The organism is Clostridium sp. UBA1056, assembly GCA_002316385.1.
Classification (GTDB): Bacteria; Bacillota; Clostridia; order Clostridiales; family Clostridiaceae; genus Clostridium_J.
In genome coordinates, this window is the sequence record DCDL01000055.1 from 102,351 (window position 1) to 120,494 (window position 18,144).

At 30.1% G+C, this 18,144-nt stretch carries 17 protein-coding genes, 2 pseudogenes and 1 riboswitch; of the genes and pseudogenes, 11 read left to right on the forward strand and 8 right to left on the reverse strand.

The annotated features are described in order from the left end of the window. Window positions 1-279: 279 nt before the first annotated feature. The 6 genes and pseudogenes from B3W71_RS14515 (at window position 280) to B3W71_RS14540 (ending at window position 7,379) form a co-directional block, all read left to right on the forward strand. Window positions 280-2,541, forward strand: a complete 2,262-nt coding sequence (locus B3W71_RS14515) for an ABC transporter ATP-binding protein (protein ID WP_346889652.1) — start codon at window positions 280-282, stop codon at window positions 2,539-2,541. Beyond that, window positions 2,534-4,435 carry an ABC transporter ATP-binding protein gene (locus tag B3W71_RS14520; protein WP_346889653.1) on the forward strand — a complete coding sequence of 634 codons (1,902 nt, stop codon included), beginning with the start codon at window positions 2,534-2,536 and terminating at the stop codon, window positions 4,433-4,435. Before B3W71_RS14515 ends, B3W71_RS14520 begins: the two co-directional genes overlap by 8 nt. Before the next feature lie 359 nt (window positions 4,436-4,794). Next, window positions 4,795-5,074, forward strand: a pseudogene (locus tag B3W71_RS14525) (HTH domain-containing protein); the annotation flags it as partial. A gap of 127 nt (window positions 5,075-5,201) precedes the next feature. Beyond that, window positions 5,202-5,697, forward strand: a pseudogene (locus tag B3W71_RS14530) (hypothetical protein). 428 nt (window positions 5,698-6,125) lie between these two features. Further along, on the forward strand, window positions 6,126-6,887 hold the full coding sequence (locus tag B3W71_RS14535; RefSeq protein ID WP_346889654.1) for a threonine/serine exporter family protein: 762 nt from the start codon (window positions 6,126-6,128) through the stop codon (window positions 6,885-6,887). A gap of 36 nt (window positions 6,888-6,923) precedes the next feature. Beyond that, complete coding sequence (locus B3W71_RS14540) at window positions 6,924-7,379, forward strand: threonine/serine exporter family protein (protein ID WP_346889655.1); 456 nt, start codon at window positions 6,924-6,926, stop codon at window positions 7,377-7,379. Between the two features lie 115 nt (window positions 7,380-7,494). Here the strand turns inward: B3W71_RS14540 and B3W71_RS14545 are convergent, their stop codons facing one another. Further along, the gene (locus B3W71_RS14545) at window positions 7,495-7,983 is read right to left on the reverse strand and encodes a hypothetical protein (RefSeq protein ID WP_346889656.1); all 489 of its coding nucleotides are present in this window, start codon (window positions 7,981-7,983) and stop codon (window positions 7,495-7,497) included. A 375-nt stretch (window positions 7,984-8,358) separates the two neighbouring features. Further along, window positions 8,359-8,461: riboswitch (TPP riboswitch) on the forward strand. A gap of 197 nt (window positions 8,462-8,658) precedes the next feature. On the opposite strand from B3W71_RS14545, the gene thiC reads away from it, so the two are divergent. Further along, entirely contained in the window at window positions 8,659-9,972 is a 1,314-nt protein-coding gene (gene thiC / locus B3W71_RS14550; RefSeq protein WP_346889657.1) for a phosphomethylpyrimidine synthase ThiC, read from the forward strand. Between the two features lie 238 nt (window positions 9,973-10,210). On the opposite strand, the gene B3W71_RS14555 is transcribed toward thiC, so the two are convergent. From B3W71_RS14555 to B3W71_RS14580, 6 genes are all read right to left on the reverse strand, one after another. After that, window positions 10,211-10,885 carry a Crp/Fnr family transcriptional regulator gene (locus B3W71_RS14555; RefSeq protein WP_346889658.1) on the reverse strand — a complete coding sequence of 225 codons (675 nt, stop codon included), beginning with the start codon at window positions 10,883-10,885 and terminating at the stop codon, window positions 10,211-10,213. A gap of 133 nt (window positions 10,886-11,018) precedes the next feature. Next, window positions 11,019-11,252 carry a hypothetical protein gene (locus tag B3W71_RS14560; protein ID WP_346889659.1) on the reverse strand — a complete coding sequence of 78 codons (234 nt, stop codon included), beginning with the start codon at window positions 11,250-11,252 and terminating at the stop codon, window positions 11,019-11,021. Between the two features lie 140 nt (window positions 11,253-11,392). Beyond that, a complete protein-coding gene (locus tag B3W71_RS14565) occupies window positions 11,393-11,830 on the reverse strand; it encodes a gamma-glutamylcyclotransferase family protein (protein WP_346889660.1) in 438 nt (145 codons plus the stop codon). Next, a complete protein-coding gene (gene pcp / locus B3W71_RS14570) occupies window positions 11,830-12,474 on the reverse strand; it encodes a pyroglutamyl-peptidase I (RefSeq protein ID WP_346889661.1) in 645 nt (214 codons plus the stop codon). Before pcp ends, B3W71_RS14565 begins: the two co-directional genes overlap by 1 nt. A 68-nt stretch (window positions 12,475-12,542) precedes the next feature. Beyond that, complete coding sequence (locus B3W71_RS14575; RefSeq protein WP_346889662.1) at window positions 12,543-13,472, reverse strand: DUF979 domain-containing protein; 930 nt, start codon at window positions 13,470-13,472, stop codon at window positions 12,543-12,545. 14 nt (window positions 13,473-13,486) lie between these two features. Continuing rightward, a complete protein-coding gene (locus tag B3W71_RS14580; protein WP_346889739.1) occupies window positions 13,487-14,158 on the reverse strand; it encodes a DUF969 domain-containing protein in 672 nt (223 codons plus the stop codon). 401 nt (window positions 14,159-14,559) lie between these two features. Here B3W71_RS14580 and B3W71_RS14585 point away from each other — a divergent pair, with 401 nt between their 5' ends. From B3W71_RS14585 to B3W71_RS14595, 3 genes are all read left to right on the forward strand, one after another. Next, window positions 14,560-14,784, forward strand: a complete 225-nt coding sequence (locus B3W71_RS14585) for a hypothetical protein (protein ID WP_346889663.1) — start codon at window positions 14,560-14,562, stop codon at window positions 14,782-14,784. Then, window positions 14,765-15,079: a YbjQ family protein gene (locus B3W71_RS14590; RefSeq protein ID WP_346889664.1), complete on the forward strand. Its 315-nt coding sequence runs from the start codon at window positions 14,765-14,767 to the stop codon at window positions 15,077-15,079. Before B3W71_RS14585 ends, B3W71_RS14590 begins: the two co-directional genes overlap by 20 nt. 144 nt (window positions 15,080-15,223) lie before the next feature. Then, window positions 15,224-16,378, forward strand: coding sequence for a ribose-phosphate pyrophosphokinase (locus tag B3W71_RS14595; protein ID WP_346889665.1), 1,155 nt, complete (start codon window positions 15,224-15,226; stop codon window positions 16,376-16,378). A 73-nt stretch (window positions 16,379-16,451) separates the two neighbouring features. On the opposite strand, the gene B3W71_RS14600 is transcribed toward B3W71_RS14595, so the two are convergent. Beyond that, window positions 16,452-16,916 carry a DUF2975 domain-containing protein gene (locus tag B3W71_RS14600; RefSeq protein ID WP_346889666.1) on the reverse strand — a complete coding sequence of 155 codons (465 nt, stop codon included), beginning with the start codon at window positions 16,914-16,916 and terminating at the stop codon, window positions 16,452-16,454. A 390-nt stretch (window positions 16,917-17,306) separates the two neighbouring features. Between B3W71_RS14600 and B3W71_RS14605 the strand changes: the two genes are divergently transcribed. Then, complete coding sequence (locus B3W71_RS14605; protein WP_346889667.1) at window positions 17,307-17,942, forward strand: hypothetical protein; 636 nt, start codon at window positions 17,307-17,309, stop codon at window positions 17,940-17,942. The last annotated feature ends 202 nt before the right edge of the window (window positions 17,943-18,144 follow it).

The window sequence follows — 18,144 nt, forward strand, 5'->3', positions numbered from 1 at the left end:
ATTTATATGAATTAATAAGTATTTTATAAGAATATTATAATTAATTATTTAAATAATTGCAAATATCCTAAAAATTATAAGTGCTACTGTTATCTATAACTATAGTTCATGGATGGTAAGGGTAGTCTATTTTTTTGGTTTATTTAGGCATCTTCAAAANNTTCCTTGTCTAACTCAAAATATACTTCTCATCTTTGACTTATTATTTATTTTCAGATGCCTTAAGAGGTTATATTTAAATTTTTAGTAATTTATTATCGTAAAAGGGAGTGGAGGAACATGTTCAAGTTAATTAAATACTTAAAGAACTCTATAGTACCAATTATCATGATAGTTGGATTATTAATTGTTCAAGCTGTGTGTGACCTTTCTTTACCTGACTATACTTCTAACATAGTAAATGTTGGAATTCAGCAAGGTGGAGTAGAAAATGTTACACCAGAAGTAATTAGAAAAGGTGAGTTAGAAAAATTGGAACTATTTATTAGTGAAGAGGATCAGATAGAAATTAAGAGTAATTATATACTATTAGATAAAGATTCTCTTACTAATGATGAATATAATAAATATGTAAAAAAATATCCAGCTTTAGAAAATGAAGTTATATATAAACTTACAACTAAGAAAAGTGATAAAGAAACTATTGAAAAGCTAAATAGCATTTTTGGTAAACCTATGTTAATAGTTCAAGGATTTGAAAGTAACAATGAGGAAGCTAAGGCAATGAAAGCTGCAATTATAGCACAGTTTCCTCCGAATATGGGTATAAATGAAAATACAGATATTCTAGAAGTATTTTCACAGCTACCTAAGGAACAACTTGATGCTATAATGAAGGATTTTGATAAAAAGTTTGAAGACCTACCTAATACTATGATAGATCAGGCAGCAATCAGCTATGTTAAAGATGAATACAACAGTATTGGTATGGATATCGAGAGAATGCAAACTAATTATTTGCTTTACACAGGCGGATTAATGGTACTTATAGCTCTTTTAAGTATGGTAGCTACAGTAGCTGTTGGCTTCATTGGAGCTAGAATAGCAGCATCCCTTGGTAGAAATCTTAGAAGTCAAGTATTTTCTAAAGTTATAGGTTTTTCTAATACAGAGCTAGATAAGTTTTCTACAGCTTCACTTATAACTCGTAGTACAAATGATATTCAGCAAATTCAGACGTTAATGGTAATGCTTCTAAGAGTTGTATTCTATGCACCTATTTTAGGAATTGGTGGAATCATAAAGGTTCTAAATACAGATACTTCAATGGCTTGGATTATTGTTGTAGCAGTAGTAGCTATATCAGCTGTAGTAATTGTACTATTTACAGTAGTTATGCCAAGATTTAAGAGAGTTCAAAAATTAGTAGATAGAGTTAACCTTGTAACTCGTGAAGTTTTAACTGGTATGATGGTAATTCGTGCTTTTAGTACAGAAAGACATGAAGAAAAAAGATTCGATAAAGCCAATAGCGATTTAACTAAAAACAATTTATTTGTAAATAGAACAATGGCTTTAATGATGCCAACAATGATGTTAATCATGAATGCAATTACTATTTTAGTAGTATGGAATGGATCTCAGAGTATCGATGCAGGAACTATGCAAGTTGGAGATATGATGGCATTTATTCAATATACAATGCAAATTATCATGGCCTTCTTAATGATATCTATGGTTTCGGTAATGTTACCTCGTGCTGCAGTTTCAGCTGGACGTATTGATGAAGTATTATCTACTGAATATGTAGTTAATGACCCAGAAGAGCCAGTGAAATTTGTAGAAGATAAAAAGGGAAATCTTAAGTTTAATAATGTTTCCTTTAAGTATCCAAATGCTGAGGAAAATGTTTTAAGTAATATAACCTTTACTGCAAGGCCTGGAGAAACCACTGCATTTATTGGTAGTACAGGAAGTGGTAAGTCAACACTTATTAATCTAATACCAAGATTTTATGATGTAACTGAGGGTGAAATACTTCTAGATGGAATTGATATTAGAAAGGCAAATCAACATAAGTTAAGAGAAAAAATAGGTTATGTGCCTCAAAAGGGTGTATTATTCTCTGGTACTATTGAAAGTAACTTAAAATATGCAGGTGATAATATCGCTGATAAGAATATGATTAAGGCAGCAGAAATTGCACAAGCTACTGATTTCATTACAGCTACAAAGGATAGCTATAATACTGAGATATCACAAGGTGGTACTAATGTTTCTGGAGGTCAAAAGCAAAGACTTTCTATTGCAAGGGCTATTGCTAAAAATCCAGATGTATATATATTTGATGATAGTTTCTCAGCTTTAGACTTTAAGACTGATGCTGCATTACGTAAAGCACTTAAAAAAGAAACGTTGGAGAGTACAGTTTTAATTGTAGCTCAAAGAATTAGCACAATTCTACATGCAGAACAAATAATAGTTCTAGATGAAGGTAGGATTGCAGGTATAGGAACTCACAAAGAACTAATGAAAACTTGTGATGTATATAAGCAAATAGCACTGTCTCAACTTTCAAAGGAGGAGTTAGCCAATGAGTAAGAATGAAACTATGAAAAAAGGTTCTACTGGTGGTAGAGGACCCATGGGACGTGGACCAATGGCTGGTGCTGGAGAAAAGGCTAAAAACTTTAAGGGAACCATGAAAAAGCTTATTAGTTATCTTAAACCTTTCACTGCATCTATAATAGTTGTTATAATATTTGCTATTGGAAGTGCTGCCTTTTCTATTATTGGACCTAAGATTTTAGGTAAAGTTACTACTAATATTTTTGAAGGCCTTGTAGCAAAGATAACAGGATCAGGAGTAGGTATAGACTTTGAATATATAGGAAGAATTTTATTAATACTACTAGGTTTATATGTAATCAGTACATTATTCTCTTTTGTGCAAGGATTTATAATGTCAGGTGTTACTCAAAAGGTTTCATATAACCTTAGAAAAGAAATTTCTGAAAAAATTAATAGAATGCCACTTAAATACTTTGATAATAAGACTCATGGTGAAGTTCTATCAAGAGTAACTAATGACGTAGATACTGTAAGCCAAAACTTAAACCAGAGTATGACTCAAGTTATAACTTCAATTACCACATTAATTGGAGTACTAATAATGATGATTTCAATAAGTGGGATTATGACATTAGCAACCCTACTTATATTACCAATATCTATGCTCTTGATATCTATAGTAGTTAAGAAATCTCAAAAACATTTTAGAAATCAACAGAGATATTTAGGTAATGTAAATGGTCAAGTAGAAGAGATTTACGGAGGCCATAATATAGTAAAAGCCTTCAATGGAGAAGAAGAAGCAATTAGAGAATTTAATAAATTAAATGATAAGTTGTATGATTCAGCATGGAAATCTCAATTCCTATCTGGAATGATGATGCCGATTATGACATTTATAGGAAACTTAGGTTATGTGGTAGTATCTATTCTAGGTGGATGGCTTGCTATTAAGAATGTTATTAAAGTCGGAGATATTCAATCTTTCATTCAATATGTAAGATCATTTAACCAACCAATTGCTCAAGCAGCTCAAATAGCAAACCTAATGCAATCTACAGCAGCTGCGGCAGAAAGAGTATTCGAATTTTTAGATGAAGAGGAAGAAGTACAATTTGCAGAAAATCCTGTTAAGATAAAAAGTTATTTAGTAGCAGAAGATGAAGGAGAAGAGATTCAAGGTGAAGTAAACTTTGAAAATGTTCGTTTTGGATATAAGGAAGATAAGATTATCATTAATGACTTCTCAGCTCATGTAAAACCAGGACAAAAGGTTGCTATAGTTGGACCTACTGGAGCAGGAAAAACTACTATGGTTAAATTACTTATGAGATTTTATGATGTAAATAGTGGAGCTATATTAATTGATGGCCATAACATTCAAGATTTTAACCGTCAAGATTTACGTAGTGTCTTTGGTATGGTACTTCAAGATACTTGGTTATTTAATGGATCTATTAAAGAAAATATTAGATATGGTAGACTAGATGCTACAGATGAACAAGTTATTGCTGCAGCAAAAGCTGCTAACGTAAATCATTTTGTAAAAACATTACCTGATGGATATGATATGATTTTAAATGAAGAAGCTAATAACGTATCTTCAGGTCAAAAGCAACTGTTAACTATAGCTCGTGCAATTCTTGCAGATCCTAAAATTCTAATCCTAGACGAAGCTACTAGTTCAGTAGATACTCGTACAGAGGTTTTAATACAGAAGGCTATGGATAACTTGATGAAAAATAGAACTAGCTTTGTAATTGCCCACAGATTATCTACTATAAGAGATGCAGATTTAATCCTTGTAATGAAGGATGGAGATATAGTTGAACAAGGAACTCATAATGAGCTTCTAGCAGCTAAAGGCTTCTACGCAAATCTATATAATAGCCAATTTGAAGATTCAAAGGAAGAAGTAGGTTAAGGCACTATCAAATAAATAATAGATCAGTTTTCTTGCCTATTTGCCATGAATACTGCGTCGTTAAAATCCTGTCATAGGACCACTATGACAGGATTTTAACTCCTTGTCTCGTGACAAATATACTTCGAATCTTTGGTCTATTATTTATTTTCATGTGCCTAATAGTAAATAAAAAATAAATAGAGTTTTTAGTTTAGAATACAGTTTTGCTCCACCTAAAGCTTATTAAAATAGTTTTAAGAACTAATTCAAATTAAGTTGTAAAATGTACCCTATAGAATAGACAGTTTTAAAAAAGTCTATTTTGTAGGGTATTTTATATATAATATAATGAACACATGACTTTTAGAGATGATAATATGAGCAATAAAATATTTACTGATTTAGAGGCTAAAATTTTATATTCAAATAAATATGTAAAAAAATGTACCTTATAAATCAATTACATATACGGATGAGTTTAAGCGATATTTTATTTAGCAGAATAGTACTGGTAAGTTTCCAAGAGAAATATTCGAAGAGTTGGGATTTGATATAAATACTTTGGGAGCTAAAAGAGTTAAATCATCTGCTATAAGATGGTGTAGTAATTACAGAAATGGTGGAGTCGAAAGGCTTCAAGATACACGTAAACTTAATAAATGTATGATTATAGGTTATTCCATTATAAAGAGAGCCAATATTTGTTTATAAATATACATATTATTGAAATTAATGTTATAATTAACATGATATATCTATATTTTAGAAATGAGGAATTAGAAAAATGAAAAAAAGAAGTAATTTAATTATCATTTGCTTAATAGTCATAATAGTTGCAGGAGTAGGGACAGTGTTATATAAAGATTATTTTTCTAATATTGATTCAAATAATTATTTATCAAGCAGTAATGAATCTGAAAGAAGTTTTTACTATCTTGAAAATGAGAAAAGTGATGAAAATAGTGAAAGTTTTGACTTTAAAAAATTTGATGGTAAATGGTCTTTAATGCAGTTCACATCTAATAAAGGTAATAAGATAAGTATTAATGACAATACAAAAATTAGTGAAGGTAAATTTTACATTGTGATTTTAGACTCAGAATATAATATTATAGCAAAAAAAAAATGAGTTAGAAGACAATGGAAATATAAATTTTACAACACCTAAAGATGGAAAATATAATGTTAGAATTATCGGAGCAAATGCGAGTGGTAATTTTAATATAAGCATAAGTGCTAATGATAATATAACTGTTTCTCATATAGATTTGTTTAATTAGATAATAAAGATACGTAAATAATATTTATTTCCAAAATTCACAACTTCTTAAAAAGCGAATTAAAGGGACTATTGCATTTTATTTAGTGCAACAGTCCCTTTTTGTATTAACATATCATACATATATGACATGTTAAGGATTAGTATTATCAAAACTTTTATAAGTTAGGCCTTGATAATTTAAAGTCATCCTCTATATTTATGCAGAAATTTATAAATAAGAATCATATTAGTAGATTAATATTGGGAATAATTTAATTATATATTAAATATAAATTCATCTAATATATAATTAACTAATAGACAAATATAAAAAAGATGATATAATTACCATTGCAAATATTTAATATTAAAAATATGAGAAGAAATTATAGTTAATGGATAGAATTCACATTCATAAGGCATATGAAAAAATAAGAGGTGTTTATAATGAAAGCAAAACAGGTTTTAGATATAGCTCTTTCAGCAGGGGAACTACTTATAATTAATGGATCAGAATCCTATAGAGTAGAGGAAACTATTGAAAGGATATGTAAAGCTTATAATTACAAAAGCGAATGTATTACTACAGGAAAGGGGATTTTTATATCTATTTTAGATGAGGAGCAAGAAAAGGTTACATCATTAAAAAAGGTTAGAAGTAAGAGCGTTGATTTATATAGTATAGAGCTAATAAATAGCTTTTCTCGAAGTATTGAAGTAGAAAAGATTTCCTACGACGAAGCAATGGAGAGATTAAATGCCATAAGGAAAACCCCTACTTTTACCTTGCCTGTTAGGGTATTAGCTGGTGGAATGACTTGTTTTATTTATTCTTTATTCTTTAATGGAACAATTTTTGATGCCTTTATTTCTACTATTCTAGGTATGATAATTTACTATATGGTAGATAAAGTATCTAACATAGGATTTTTTCAGTTCTTTATTTTCTTTTTTTCAGGATTCCTTATAGGAGGTATAAGTATTCTATTTGAAAGTATTATACCAATAATAAAAAAGGATAATGTTATTTTAGGTTCAATAATGGTGCTACTACCTGGAGTAGCACTTACCAATGGAATAAAAGATATAATCTATGGAGATTTTACATCTGGTATTTCAAAGGTCGGAGAGGCTGTTCTGATTGTAACAGCCATGGGCTCAGGTATTGGTACTGCTTTAGCCTTTAGAAATTTTGTAGGAATGTTTTAAAGAAAATATGTTTGAGCGAAGATGGGAGGCTATAGTATGATAAAACAAATTATTCTGGCGTTTTTGGGAAGTGTATTTCCAGCCATATTATTTAATATAGATAGAAAAAAACTAATTTGGGCAGGGGTTTCAGGTACACTTGCCTGGACGACATATCTAATAGTGTTCAATTATGGAGGAAGTATAACTATTTCTACTTTTATGGGAGCATTTGTAGTAGGAGTTTATAGTGAAGTAATGGCAAGGAAATTAAAGTCTCCAAGTATGCAATTTTCTATACCGGGTATATTTCCTCTAGTGCCAGGAGTTATGGCATATAATACAGTTATATATATAGTTGATCAAAACTATGATCTCGCTTATAGCAATGCAATGAAGACTATTATAGGTGGAGGAGCTATTGCTTTTGGAATGATGTTATCTTTAACTACCTATAAGTTCTTTAGCAAAATTCAAAGAGATATAGAAGCAAAGAAAGTATCACAGAAGTAAAATTTATAAAGGAGTTGAACTAGAATGAGTTCAACTCCTTTATTTATATAGAAGTAATATAAATGTTAAAACATAACCTATATTAAAATTAAGTTTAAATAAAATTTATACTTAATTATTGAGCTTTCTTTTCTTTAGTTTTATTCTCTGGTTTTTTCATATGTTTACCAGGAGCGTTTTCCTCCTGCTTAGGAGCGTTTTCCTCGTGTTTAGGAGCGTTTTCCTCCTGCTTAGGAGCGTTTTCTTCGTGTTTGGGAGCTTTTTCCTCCTGCTTAGGAGCGTTTTCCTCGTGTTTAGGAGCTTTTTTCTCCTGCTTAGGAGCATTTTCCTCGTGTTTAGGAGCTTTTTCCTCCTGCTTAGGAGCATTTTCCTCTGGAGAGTTAGTTTGCTTATTTTCGTTAGATTTTTTTGTCTTATCTTCCTCAGTCATAGTTGGTTTCTTTTCCTCAGTCGGTTTTGCTTCCTTAGATTTTTCTGCTGGAGTCTCTATAGTAGTTATGGTTTCTGAAGTAGGGTCTACTGTTACATTATCATATCCAAAGGCTACAGTAGAAGAAGCCATGATGGTACCAACTAGTGTTAGCATAATTAAAGATTTTTTCATTGTAATACACCGTCCTTTTAAAGTATTTAATTAATAATTTTTAAGTATTAATTAAGTGAAACTTAGTTTCAGAATAAGTTAAATCTCCAACTAAAGTTTAGCCTAATTTATCTCGAATCCGCTTTACTGATATATCGCATCTTGAAAAAGGATGCGGATATTACAGTGGATAGACATCAGATAAATTTAATGAGAAAAACAGGAATAAGGATAACCTATTGAAAAATAAAGACTTAAGAAAACTCGACCTTAGTTTATCCTTAGAAATAAGAAAATATGTTACTAAAAATTTGCCATTTAAAACATGTAAAACTATGAAAGAAAAGTAAATTTTAAAATTATAGTTTTTATGTTATAATAAAGTTAATTTAATAATTGTTTAGCTAGGGGTGCCTAAATGCTGAGAGAAGCAATAATTGCTTTAACCCTTGAACCTGATGTGGATAATGCCATCGAAGGAAAGCTTTAAGAAGATTTTAATAGTATATTGTTTATAAAAATTTTTATAAATATTTATTTTTTAAATTCGATGAAAGGGCTTACTTGATGTAAGCCTTTATTTTTTTGCAAGTCTAAATAAAAGCTTCTATAAGTAAAAACATAAGCAATTATTTTCCTAATGAAAGGCACTAAATTATTAAATTAAATAATTATTGTACTAAGGGAGGAAAAAACATGAGTTTTACAACACAAATGGATGCTGCTAAGAAGGGCATCATAACAAGAGAGATGGAGATAGTAGCTAAGGCTGAAAATATGGATATTCAGGCATTAAGAGCTTTGGTGGCAGAAGGAAAGGTAGCTATACCAGCTAATAAAAACCATAAATCTCTTGTACCACAGGGAGTAGGACAAGGCCTTAAGACTAAAATAAATGTAAATTTAGGTATATCTAAGGATTGTGATGACCTTGAAAGGGAAATGGAAAAGGTGAGAGTTGCTTTAGATATGAAGGCAGAAGCTATAATGGACCTTTCTAACTATGGAAAAACTGCAAAATTTAGAGAAAATCTACTAGAGATCTCTACAGCTATGATTGGAACAGTTCCAATGTATGATGTAGTTGGATTTTATGATAAGGAGCTAAAGGATATATCTGTAGATGAATTTTTTAGAGTAGTAGAAAAACATGCACAGGATGGAGTAGACTTTGTAACTATCCATGCTGGGTTAAATAGAGAAACTATAAATACTTTTAAAAGAAATAAAAGGCTTACTAACATAGTTTCAAGAGGTGGCTCTCTCTTATTTGCATGGATGGAGCTAAATCAAAGAGAAAATCCATTTTACGAGTATTTTGATAGACTTTTAGATATATGTGAAAAGTACGATTTAACTTTAAGTTTAGGAGATGCATGTAGACCAGGCTGTATAGATGATGCTACGGATGCTTCACAAATTAAGGAACTTATGGTGATTGGAGAGCTTACTAAAAGAGCATGGGATAGAAATGTACAAGTTATAATTGAAGGACCAGGACACATGGCTATAAATGAAATTGAAGCCAATATGTTACTTCAAAAAAGACTTTGCCACGGAGCACCATTCTACGTTTTAGGGCCTCTAGTTACAGACGTAGCACCAGGTTATGATCATATAACCTCTGCCATTGGTGGAGCTATCGCAGCAACCTATGGAGCAGATTTCTTATGTTATGTAACTCCAGCAGAGCATTTAAGGCTTCCTAATCTGGATGACATGAAGGAAGGTATAGTAGCAACTAAGATAGCAGCTCATGCAGCGGATATTGCAAAAGGAATTAAAGGTGCAAGACAGTGGGATAATGAAATGAGTAAAGCAAGACAAGAGCTTAACTGGGAAAAAATGTTCACCTTAGCGTTAGATGATGAAAAACCAAGAAGATATAGAAAAGAATCTACACCCCATCACGAAGATAGCTGCACTATGTGTGGAAAGATGTGCTCAATGAGAAATATGAATAAGATTTTAAGTGGAAAAGATATTAATCTTTTAAGAGAAGATAACTAATAAAAAAGAACAGTCTTAAAATATTTAAGCCTTAAATAATAGTTATAAAGTTAACGACTTTAAGACTGTTCTTTTATTTGATACATTAATTGGAAATTTAATCTGCTAGCATAAGCCAAAGGTTACTTATTCAATTGAGTTTTTACTAAATTTCTTATCTAAAGTATTTACTTTATTATAAAAGCAAAATAGGCCATAGCTGATTCACTGTTTAAACCTTTAGCAATATTACTATAAATTAGTCGCAATACTTTTTTAATCTTTCAAAATCTAAAATAATAATCTTTTTATTAGTACTAGATAATATACCTTTTGACTTTAATTCATTGATAACCCTGGTAACAGTAACTCTAGAGCATCCAATTAAGTTTCCTAGTGATTCATGGGTAAGAGGAAAAGATAATTCAATTGGGTTATTAGAATTTGAGGATTCTTCCATGTTTTGAATAGCTATTCTACAAAGAGCAGAGCAGATTTGGGCTCTTGGTGAGCGTTTTAAAAGGTCGCTCATTTGAAATAAAGAAATTTGATATTTTCTTAAAATACTTTGAAGAAAATACTCATAATCCTTGGGATTATCTTTCAAATAATTTTCCAAAGTTTCATTATCTATAAATGAAACTGTCGTATCTTCTAGAGTAACTGGAGTAATATCTATATGAGAGTAAAATAGGCTTTCCTCACCATATATTTCTCCTGGACTTAAAAAAAATAAAATTTTTTCAAGTCCCTTTTTAGTGTAGATACAAACTTTTACTTTTCCTTCAGTGACTATGGAAAGCTTAGAGCCAGGAAAGTAATCTATATGTTCATTTTTTTTATAGTGCTTTACAATTCCAAGAGGGGCAAGTTTCTCTAAAAAAAAGTTTCTCATTTTCTCTTGTGAAATGTGATTAAAGTATTCTTCATACATATATTAAATCATCCTTTGCAATATAATATAATAGCTAATATTTTATACCAAATTACAATAAAATAAACTAGGATAAGGCCTAAAATAACTATTTATATTATTATGTTATTAGAAATTATTTTGAAGTGAAATTTTATTCACTATCATTATTTCCAGGGTTAGTGGTAGATTCACTGTTATTATTTCCAGAGTTAGTGGTAGATTCGCTTTGTGGATTAGCAGCAGCAACGATTAAGAGGTTTGTACCTATACCTACCAAAAGATTTCCTAAAACATTAAGTTCATCAGTGGTTCTATCTTTAGCTATATATATGGATAGTATAGCAGCAGCTAAAACTAATTCTTCGGGACTTAGGCCACAACACATAAACTCACCTTAATATAATTAATTACTATTTTATATATTATGGTTATTGAAGATGTTATGTTAATAAAATTAAATATACTTTTAGTTTATCATAATAAAAAAATCTATCAAATAAATGATAGATTTTTTTATTTAAATTATTATAAGCTATTCATATATTTTTTCCAATCACCATGAGGAATACGAACTGCATGGTGATTAAAGTCTTTATCATTAAACTCTACATATTTGTATACATAGCAGCTTTCCATAGTATTGGTATGAAGGTTTTTAACATCCATAATAGTTCTTATATACTCATTATTTGATGCATCTTCAAAGGATAAATATCCTTCCATTTCATCTAAAGAAACTATATTTTCATAGAAATCCTTTATTTCCATAATTTCTCCAATAATAGTATCTTCTCCTTCGAGTAGAGCAGGATATCCTTTATGTGAAAGATGAAAGAGCTTTCCTTTTACTTCTCCAAGAGAAGCAGGTGATACTTTATTTTTTAAGTATTTATCATAGTTAAAGAAGCCTTCTCTTAAGCTACCATATACAAATACTTTTTTCTCTTCCGTTGGGTGTATCATTAGCAGATTGTACCTCCTATAGTTTTAATATCTTCATCAGCATTATTAACTAATGCTTCTATACAAAGTTCAAGACATTTCGAAATATCCTTAAGATTCATATAAGGTGTATTTGGTTTTGCAATCACTTGGTTTGGTATATATGGAACGTGAATAAATCCACCCTTCATATTAGAATACTTTTTATCTATAAGATAAAGTAGTCCATACATTATGTGATTACAAACAAAGGTTCCAGCAGTATTAGAAACTGCAGCCGGGAAGCCATTGTCTATCATGTTTTTAACCATAGCCTTTATAGGTAAGTTAGAGAAATAAGCATTTTTACCATCCTCTTTAATTCTTATATCTATTGGCTGATTTCCTTCGTTATCTTTAATTCTTGCGTCATCTATATTAATAGCAACCCTCTCTGGCATTACTGAAAATCTTCCACCAGCTTGGCCGATACAGATAACTGCATCTGGTTTATGCTCTTCAATAGACTTTTCAAGAGCTACTATAGATTTATTAAACACAGTAGGAATTTCTACTTTTATAACTTCTGCTCCAGAAATATTATCTGGAAGTAATTTAACTGCTTCTAAAGCTGGATTTATAGGTTCTCCACCAAATGGATCAAAACCAGTTATTAAAACTTTCATCTATATCTTTAATGAAGCTACAGCTCCATTAAAGTTCACCTCCTTTAATTATAACCTCATACTAAATTCTAAAATGCTAAGAAATACATTAAAGCTATGTGAACTATTAATAATGTCATAGCCACAGGAAATTGACGTTTAATTATTGCATTTTTATCCTCTATTTCTAAAAGAGCTGCAGGCATTATATTAAAGTTAGCACCCATTGGTGACATTAATGTTCCACAATATCCCGCAGTAAGAGCTAGTGCTCCTGCCATTACTGGATTAGCACCTTGTGCGAATACAAAAGGTATACCAATACCAGCAGTAATAACAGCAAAGGCAGCGAAGGCATTTCCCATAATCATTGTGAAGATAGCCATACCTATGCAGTAAGCAGCTACTCCGATTAATATATTTCCTTCAGGTATAAAGCTTGAGATACCATTAGAAATAACAGTTCCAACTCCAGCAGCTGTAAATAGAGAACCTAGAGCTGTTAGAAGCTGAGGTAATATACTTACAGCTCCAACGGAATCAAGCATTCTAACTCCATCTTCTACAATAAACTTTGGACTAGCTTTTGTGATCATTAAAGTTACTATAGTAGCTACAATAGCAGAGATACCAATAGCAGCTGTTCCACTGATAGGAGTAAATTGAGCTATCACTAAAGCTACAATTGCAATTACTAGAGGTGGTAAGAAAACTTTATTCTTAAGCTTTTCGGATTGTTTTTTAGCAAATTCCCCATCAAGAGGCTTTGCAGGTAGCATTTTAACTTGCTTAGAGACAGTTAAACAACCTAAAACTATAATTAAAGCACCAACTATATTGGCTGGAATATATGGCCCAGCTATGAAGATAATACCTAGAATTGACCAGAATATTGAAGTTCCAATTCTAGCTTTGTGCTCTTTATTTGTAAATGCATAAACTGCTAGGGAAATCATCAGGAAGCCCACTAAGGCATAAAAGATTTCCAATAAAAAATTTGATAGTGTTGCAATATCCATAAACGATTCCTCCTTTAGTTATTTTTTTTAGAATATTTTTTAATTAATGATTTATCTAACATATGATTTTGTACTACTACCATTATAAACAGTATTACAGCTATTGGGATGGAAGCTTTAGCTACATCAAGGGCATCTACTATATAGCCTTGCTCTTGAAGAGTACTAGTTATTAAAAGAACTCCGGAACTAGCCATGAATAAGTTTTGCCCAAAGAAGTTACCAAAGTTGTCCATAGCAGCAGCAGAAGCTTTGATTTTATCTTCATCTTCCTTATCAATTTTTCCAAAGTTACTAGCTGCAGCACCTTGTGCCATAGGATTAACTAGTGGTCTAACAAATTGAGGATGTCCACTCATTCTAATAGAAAGGGCAGCTGCAACTTGTCTAACTAGAGCGTATACACTGAGAAGCCTTCCAGCAGAAAGAGACTTAGCGTTACTTATAAGCGTTGCGGCTCTTTCCTTAAGTCCATATCTTTCACATATACCAATTACAGGTAAAGTTAATATGAATAATGTAATAGCTCTTTGAGATACAAAAGTTTTTCCTATAATAGTTAATATTTCATTAATACTTAAATTAGCAACAAGTCCTGTTAAAACTCCCGCAGAAAGAACTACAGCAATAGTATCCAGTTTTAACGAAAACCCTATGATGACGATTATAATACCAATTAGTTTAATCATTATTATCCTTCCTCCATAAAATTATATTAATTTTTTAAATTATACACTTATATTAAAAATAAATCTGTATACAGGTATACAGACAAAGTGAAGATATTAAATATATGTAAAGTGAAATTAATAAGAAATAATGGACACTAAAATCAATATATCTGTTTTAAAATCTAATATAACTATGTATTTATAGGCATTACTATTAAAATGATATGCATTATATTTATTAACATTGTATTAATAAATACAGTATGATAATATAAATAAAATGAAATAATTAATATATAGGTTCTGATAAGTAAAATTTATTCGTACTCCCTAGTTAATCTAGGATTGTAAACAAATTTAATGTATAAACTTTATTAAAACTTATATATAGAATATTTTTAGGGAGATGATAAAAAATGGGCAAAATTATACTTACTATATTAATAACAGTATTAATGCTCCTTTTTGCAGTTTTTTATTTTGGAACCGCAATATTCTTTACTTCAGCAGATGGCATAAGAATATTGCCAATTATTTTGCTTTTAATTGCATTAGGCATAGGAGGAGCAATTATTTATAATATGATAGAAAGAATAAAGGAAATAAAAGGAGGAGATGAAAATGATATTAGTAAATACTAATTACATTACAGGAAAAGAATTAGAAATGTTAGGGATGGTTAAAGGGTCAGTAGTATGGTCTAAAAATATAGGTAAGGATATTCTTAGTGGACTTAAAACCGTTGTAGGTGGAGAAATAAAAGGATATACAGAAATGATGAATGAAGCTAGAGCAATATCTACAAAGCGTATGGCTGACGAAGCGGAGGCTATGGGTGCTGATGCAGTAGTAAATATAAGATATGCAACAAGCTCTATAATGAATGGGACTTCAGAGGTTATATGTTATGGGACAGCAGTAAAGTTTAAAGCATAATAGAATATAATATATTAATAAAGGATATTTAGCTATAAAATAAGGTAAGTATCCTTTATTTTTCTATTGAATAATCCATACTATAATATGAAAGAATAAATTATGGAAATATAATGATAGATTTAAGGTAAAGGAGGTATTCTTTTGGAAACAGTAGAGCCAAATAGTATTGCCTATGGTCAGCTTGGTATTATAGCTTTAAAAGGTTGTAAAGATTTAGGCGAAAAAATTGTTAATCATATTCTAACAAGAAGATCAAACTGTAACCATAATGATGATATATTAAATTTAAAGAATGTTCCCTCATTTTTTATTCCTATTGAAGAGATAAGATTTGCTAATGGAGAGGGAAAAGTAAAAATTACAGAGAGTGTAAGGGGAAAGGATATCTATATACTAGCTGATGTAGGAAACCATAGTTGCACTTATGAAATGTTCGGCTTTGAAAATCATATGGGTCCAGATGAACATTTTCAAGATATAAAAAGGGTTGTCTCTGCCATTGCAGGGGGAGCCAGAAGAGTTACCTTAGTTATGCCGCTACTTTATTCAGCAAGGCAACATAGAAGAAATGGAAGGGAATCTTTAGATTGTGCAATTGCATTACAGGAGCTACAACGTTTAGGTGTACAAGAAATACTAACCTTTGATGCTCATGACCCTACAATACAAAATGCGATACCTTTAATATCTTTTACAAATCTCTATCCAACCTATGAAATAGTAAAAAATTTCATTAAAAAAGAGAAGGACTTACTTATTGATAGGTCTAAAATGTTAGTTATTAGCCCAGACACTGGGGCTATGAATAGGGCAATTTATTATTCAAATGTGTTAGGTTTAGATATCGGGCTTTTTTATAAGAGAAGAGATCACTCAAGAATTGTTAATGGTAAAAATCCTATTGTTCAACATGAATACCTAGGACGTTCTATCGAAAATCAAAACATTTTAATTGTGGATGATATGATAGCCTCAGGAGAATCTATTATTGAAATTGCGATGGAGTTAAAAAAGAAAAAGGCTAAGAATATTTATTTAGCTATTACATTTTCACTTTTCACAGAAGGAGCGGCGAAATTTCAAAAGCTCTATGAAGATGGAATAATTAATAAGGTATACTCCACTAATTTAACCTATGTACCAGAAGAAATTAAAGAGAAGCCATGGTTCATAGAGGTGGATATGTCAGAATTCCTTGCCAGAATCATTGATTATTTAAATTATGATAAATCAATTTCACCACTGTTAGATGCCACTGAAGGTATTAAAAATCTACTTAAAAAGTATGAATTGTAAGAATAGATTTAGTGATAAAAATACACCTTTATATTTTATTAAGGTGTATTTTTAGAATTATACCATTTTAACTTTAGCTATTTGTAGTTTGTTCTAAGAAATGTGCAGAAACTAAGGCTAAAAATCCTATAACTAAAGAAATAAATGTTACTATTATCATTGGGGCAATAGATAGTGCATATAAAAACATATCATGAACATATATAAGATAAGCTGAACACCCGTTAAATAGGATTATTTCACTAAAAGCACATATAGAAATTGTTCTTAATGATTTAGTGGCATCTATTGAGAACAAATCATTTTCTCCAATTAATTTGCAAAGTTTTTTAAGTTTTAGTAAGGCTATTACATAAGGAATTGCACATAAATATATACAACTTACAATAACTATTATTAAAGGACTATCTGGTTGTGAAAATGCACTTTTAAAAAAAGCTGTTGTTATTAAAGGAGTACCTAAAAGACCTAAAAGAGTAAGTGAAATTCCTAAGACTACAAGTATATTTAGTATTTTTGATCCAATAGTTTTTTCCATTTTTATTGACCTCTACTTTCTTTTTTGTTTTAACTTTATTATAGAAGAAGCTTTATTGTTTGTCAATAAATATATTACCCTAAACATTATTTATTATATTTTAAACAATATTAAATTTATGATAAACGATACGAAGATGTAAATAGTGTCATGAATTAAATGAGTAGGTATGATATTAGAAAAGCATAATACTCTAGATACTCTAGCTTTTTAGTATAAATTAACGCATGCAAATAAAGAATAGTTCTTATGATATAGATGTTAGGCTTTAGAACATAATTAAGATTAGATTATATAGCAATTAGCTTAATGAGATTTTAAAATATTTTAATGATTTAATAGATAAAATGAGTCAATAAAAAGTAATTTGATAAATAAGGAGGTCTAGTTATGAAAAAAGCTAAATTAAAATCTTTATGTGGTATTTTGATTTTTGTCATAGCCTTAGCTTTTTTAGGATGCAATAATGCAAATGACAATGAAAATGGTAAAGAAGATACTACTGGAGTAATAGATTCAAGTAATCAGGATAATGAAGAGAATTTATTAAATTCAGAAGAAAAAACTAAAGATAAAATTGTTAAAAATCCAAGTGTTTTTGCAAGGGAACTAGAATTTAAAGCTAGTTATGAAAGATCACCATACTATAATTCTAGTAAAGAATATCCTATTATTACTATTTGTAAGTCTAAAGAAGATTTAAAGGAACATGAAGCAAAGGTAAAAGGACTTACTGTTAGTAAGCTATGTTATGTAAGTGAAAATAATGATGTAAAGTTAAGTAAGTATAATGATGAGTTTTTTACTAAGAAAGCTTTAATAGTTATCACATTAGATGAGTCTAGTGGCTCTGTGAGACATAAGGTAAAAAAGGTGGTTAAGGATAGCGATGAAATCACCATAGTCATTGAAAGAAAGGTTCCTGAACTTGGTACTACAGACATGGCAGAATGGAATATTTATGTAGAGTTAAATGCTGAAGATGTAGATAAGAATGATATAGTAAATCTTGGCTTTAATGAATGAGTAAATAGGTAATATATAACTTTTTATATATTTAAAAAGATAACTATATAATCATAGAAAAAGTTAACTATGTAAAATTTTAAAATGTTAACTTTTTAAAATTTTATATAGTTATACAGGGAAAATGTCTATAGATTAGCACTGTCAAAGGAATACTCTCAAGGAAAAACTATATACTTAAGGCACATGAAAATAAATAATA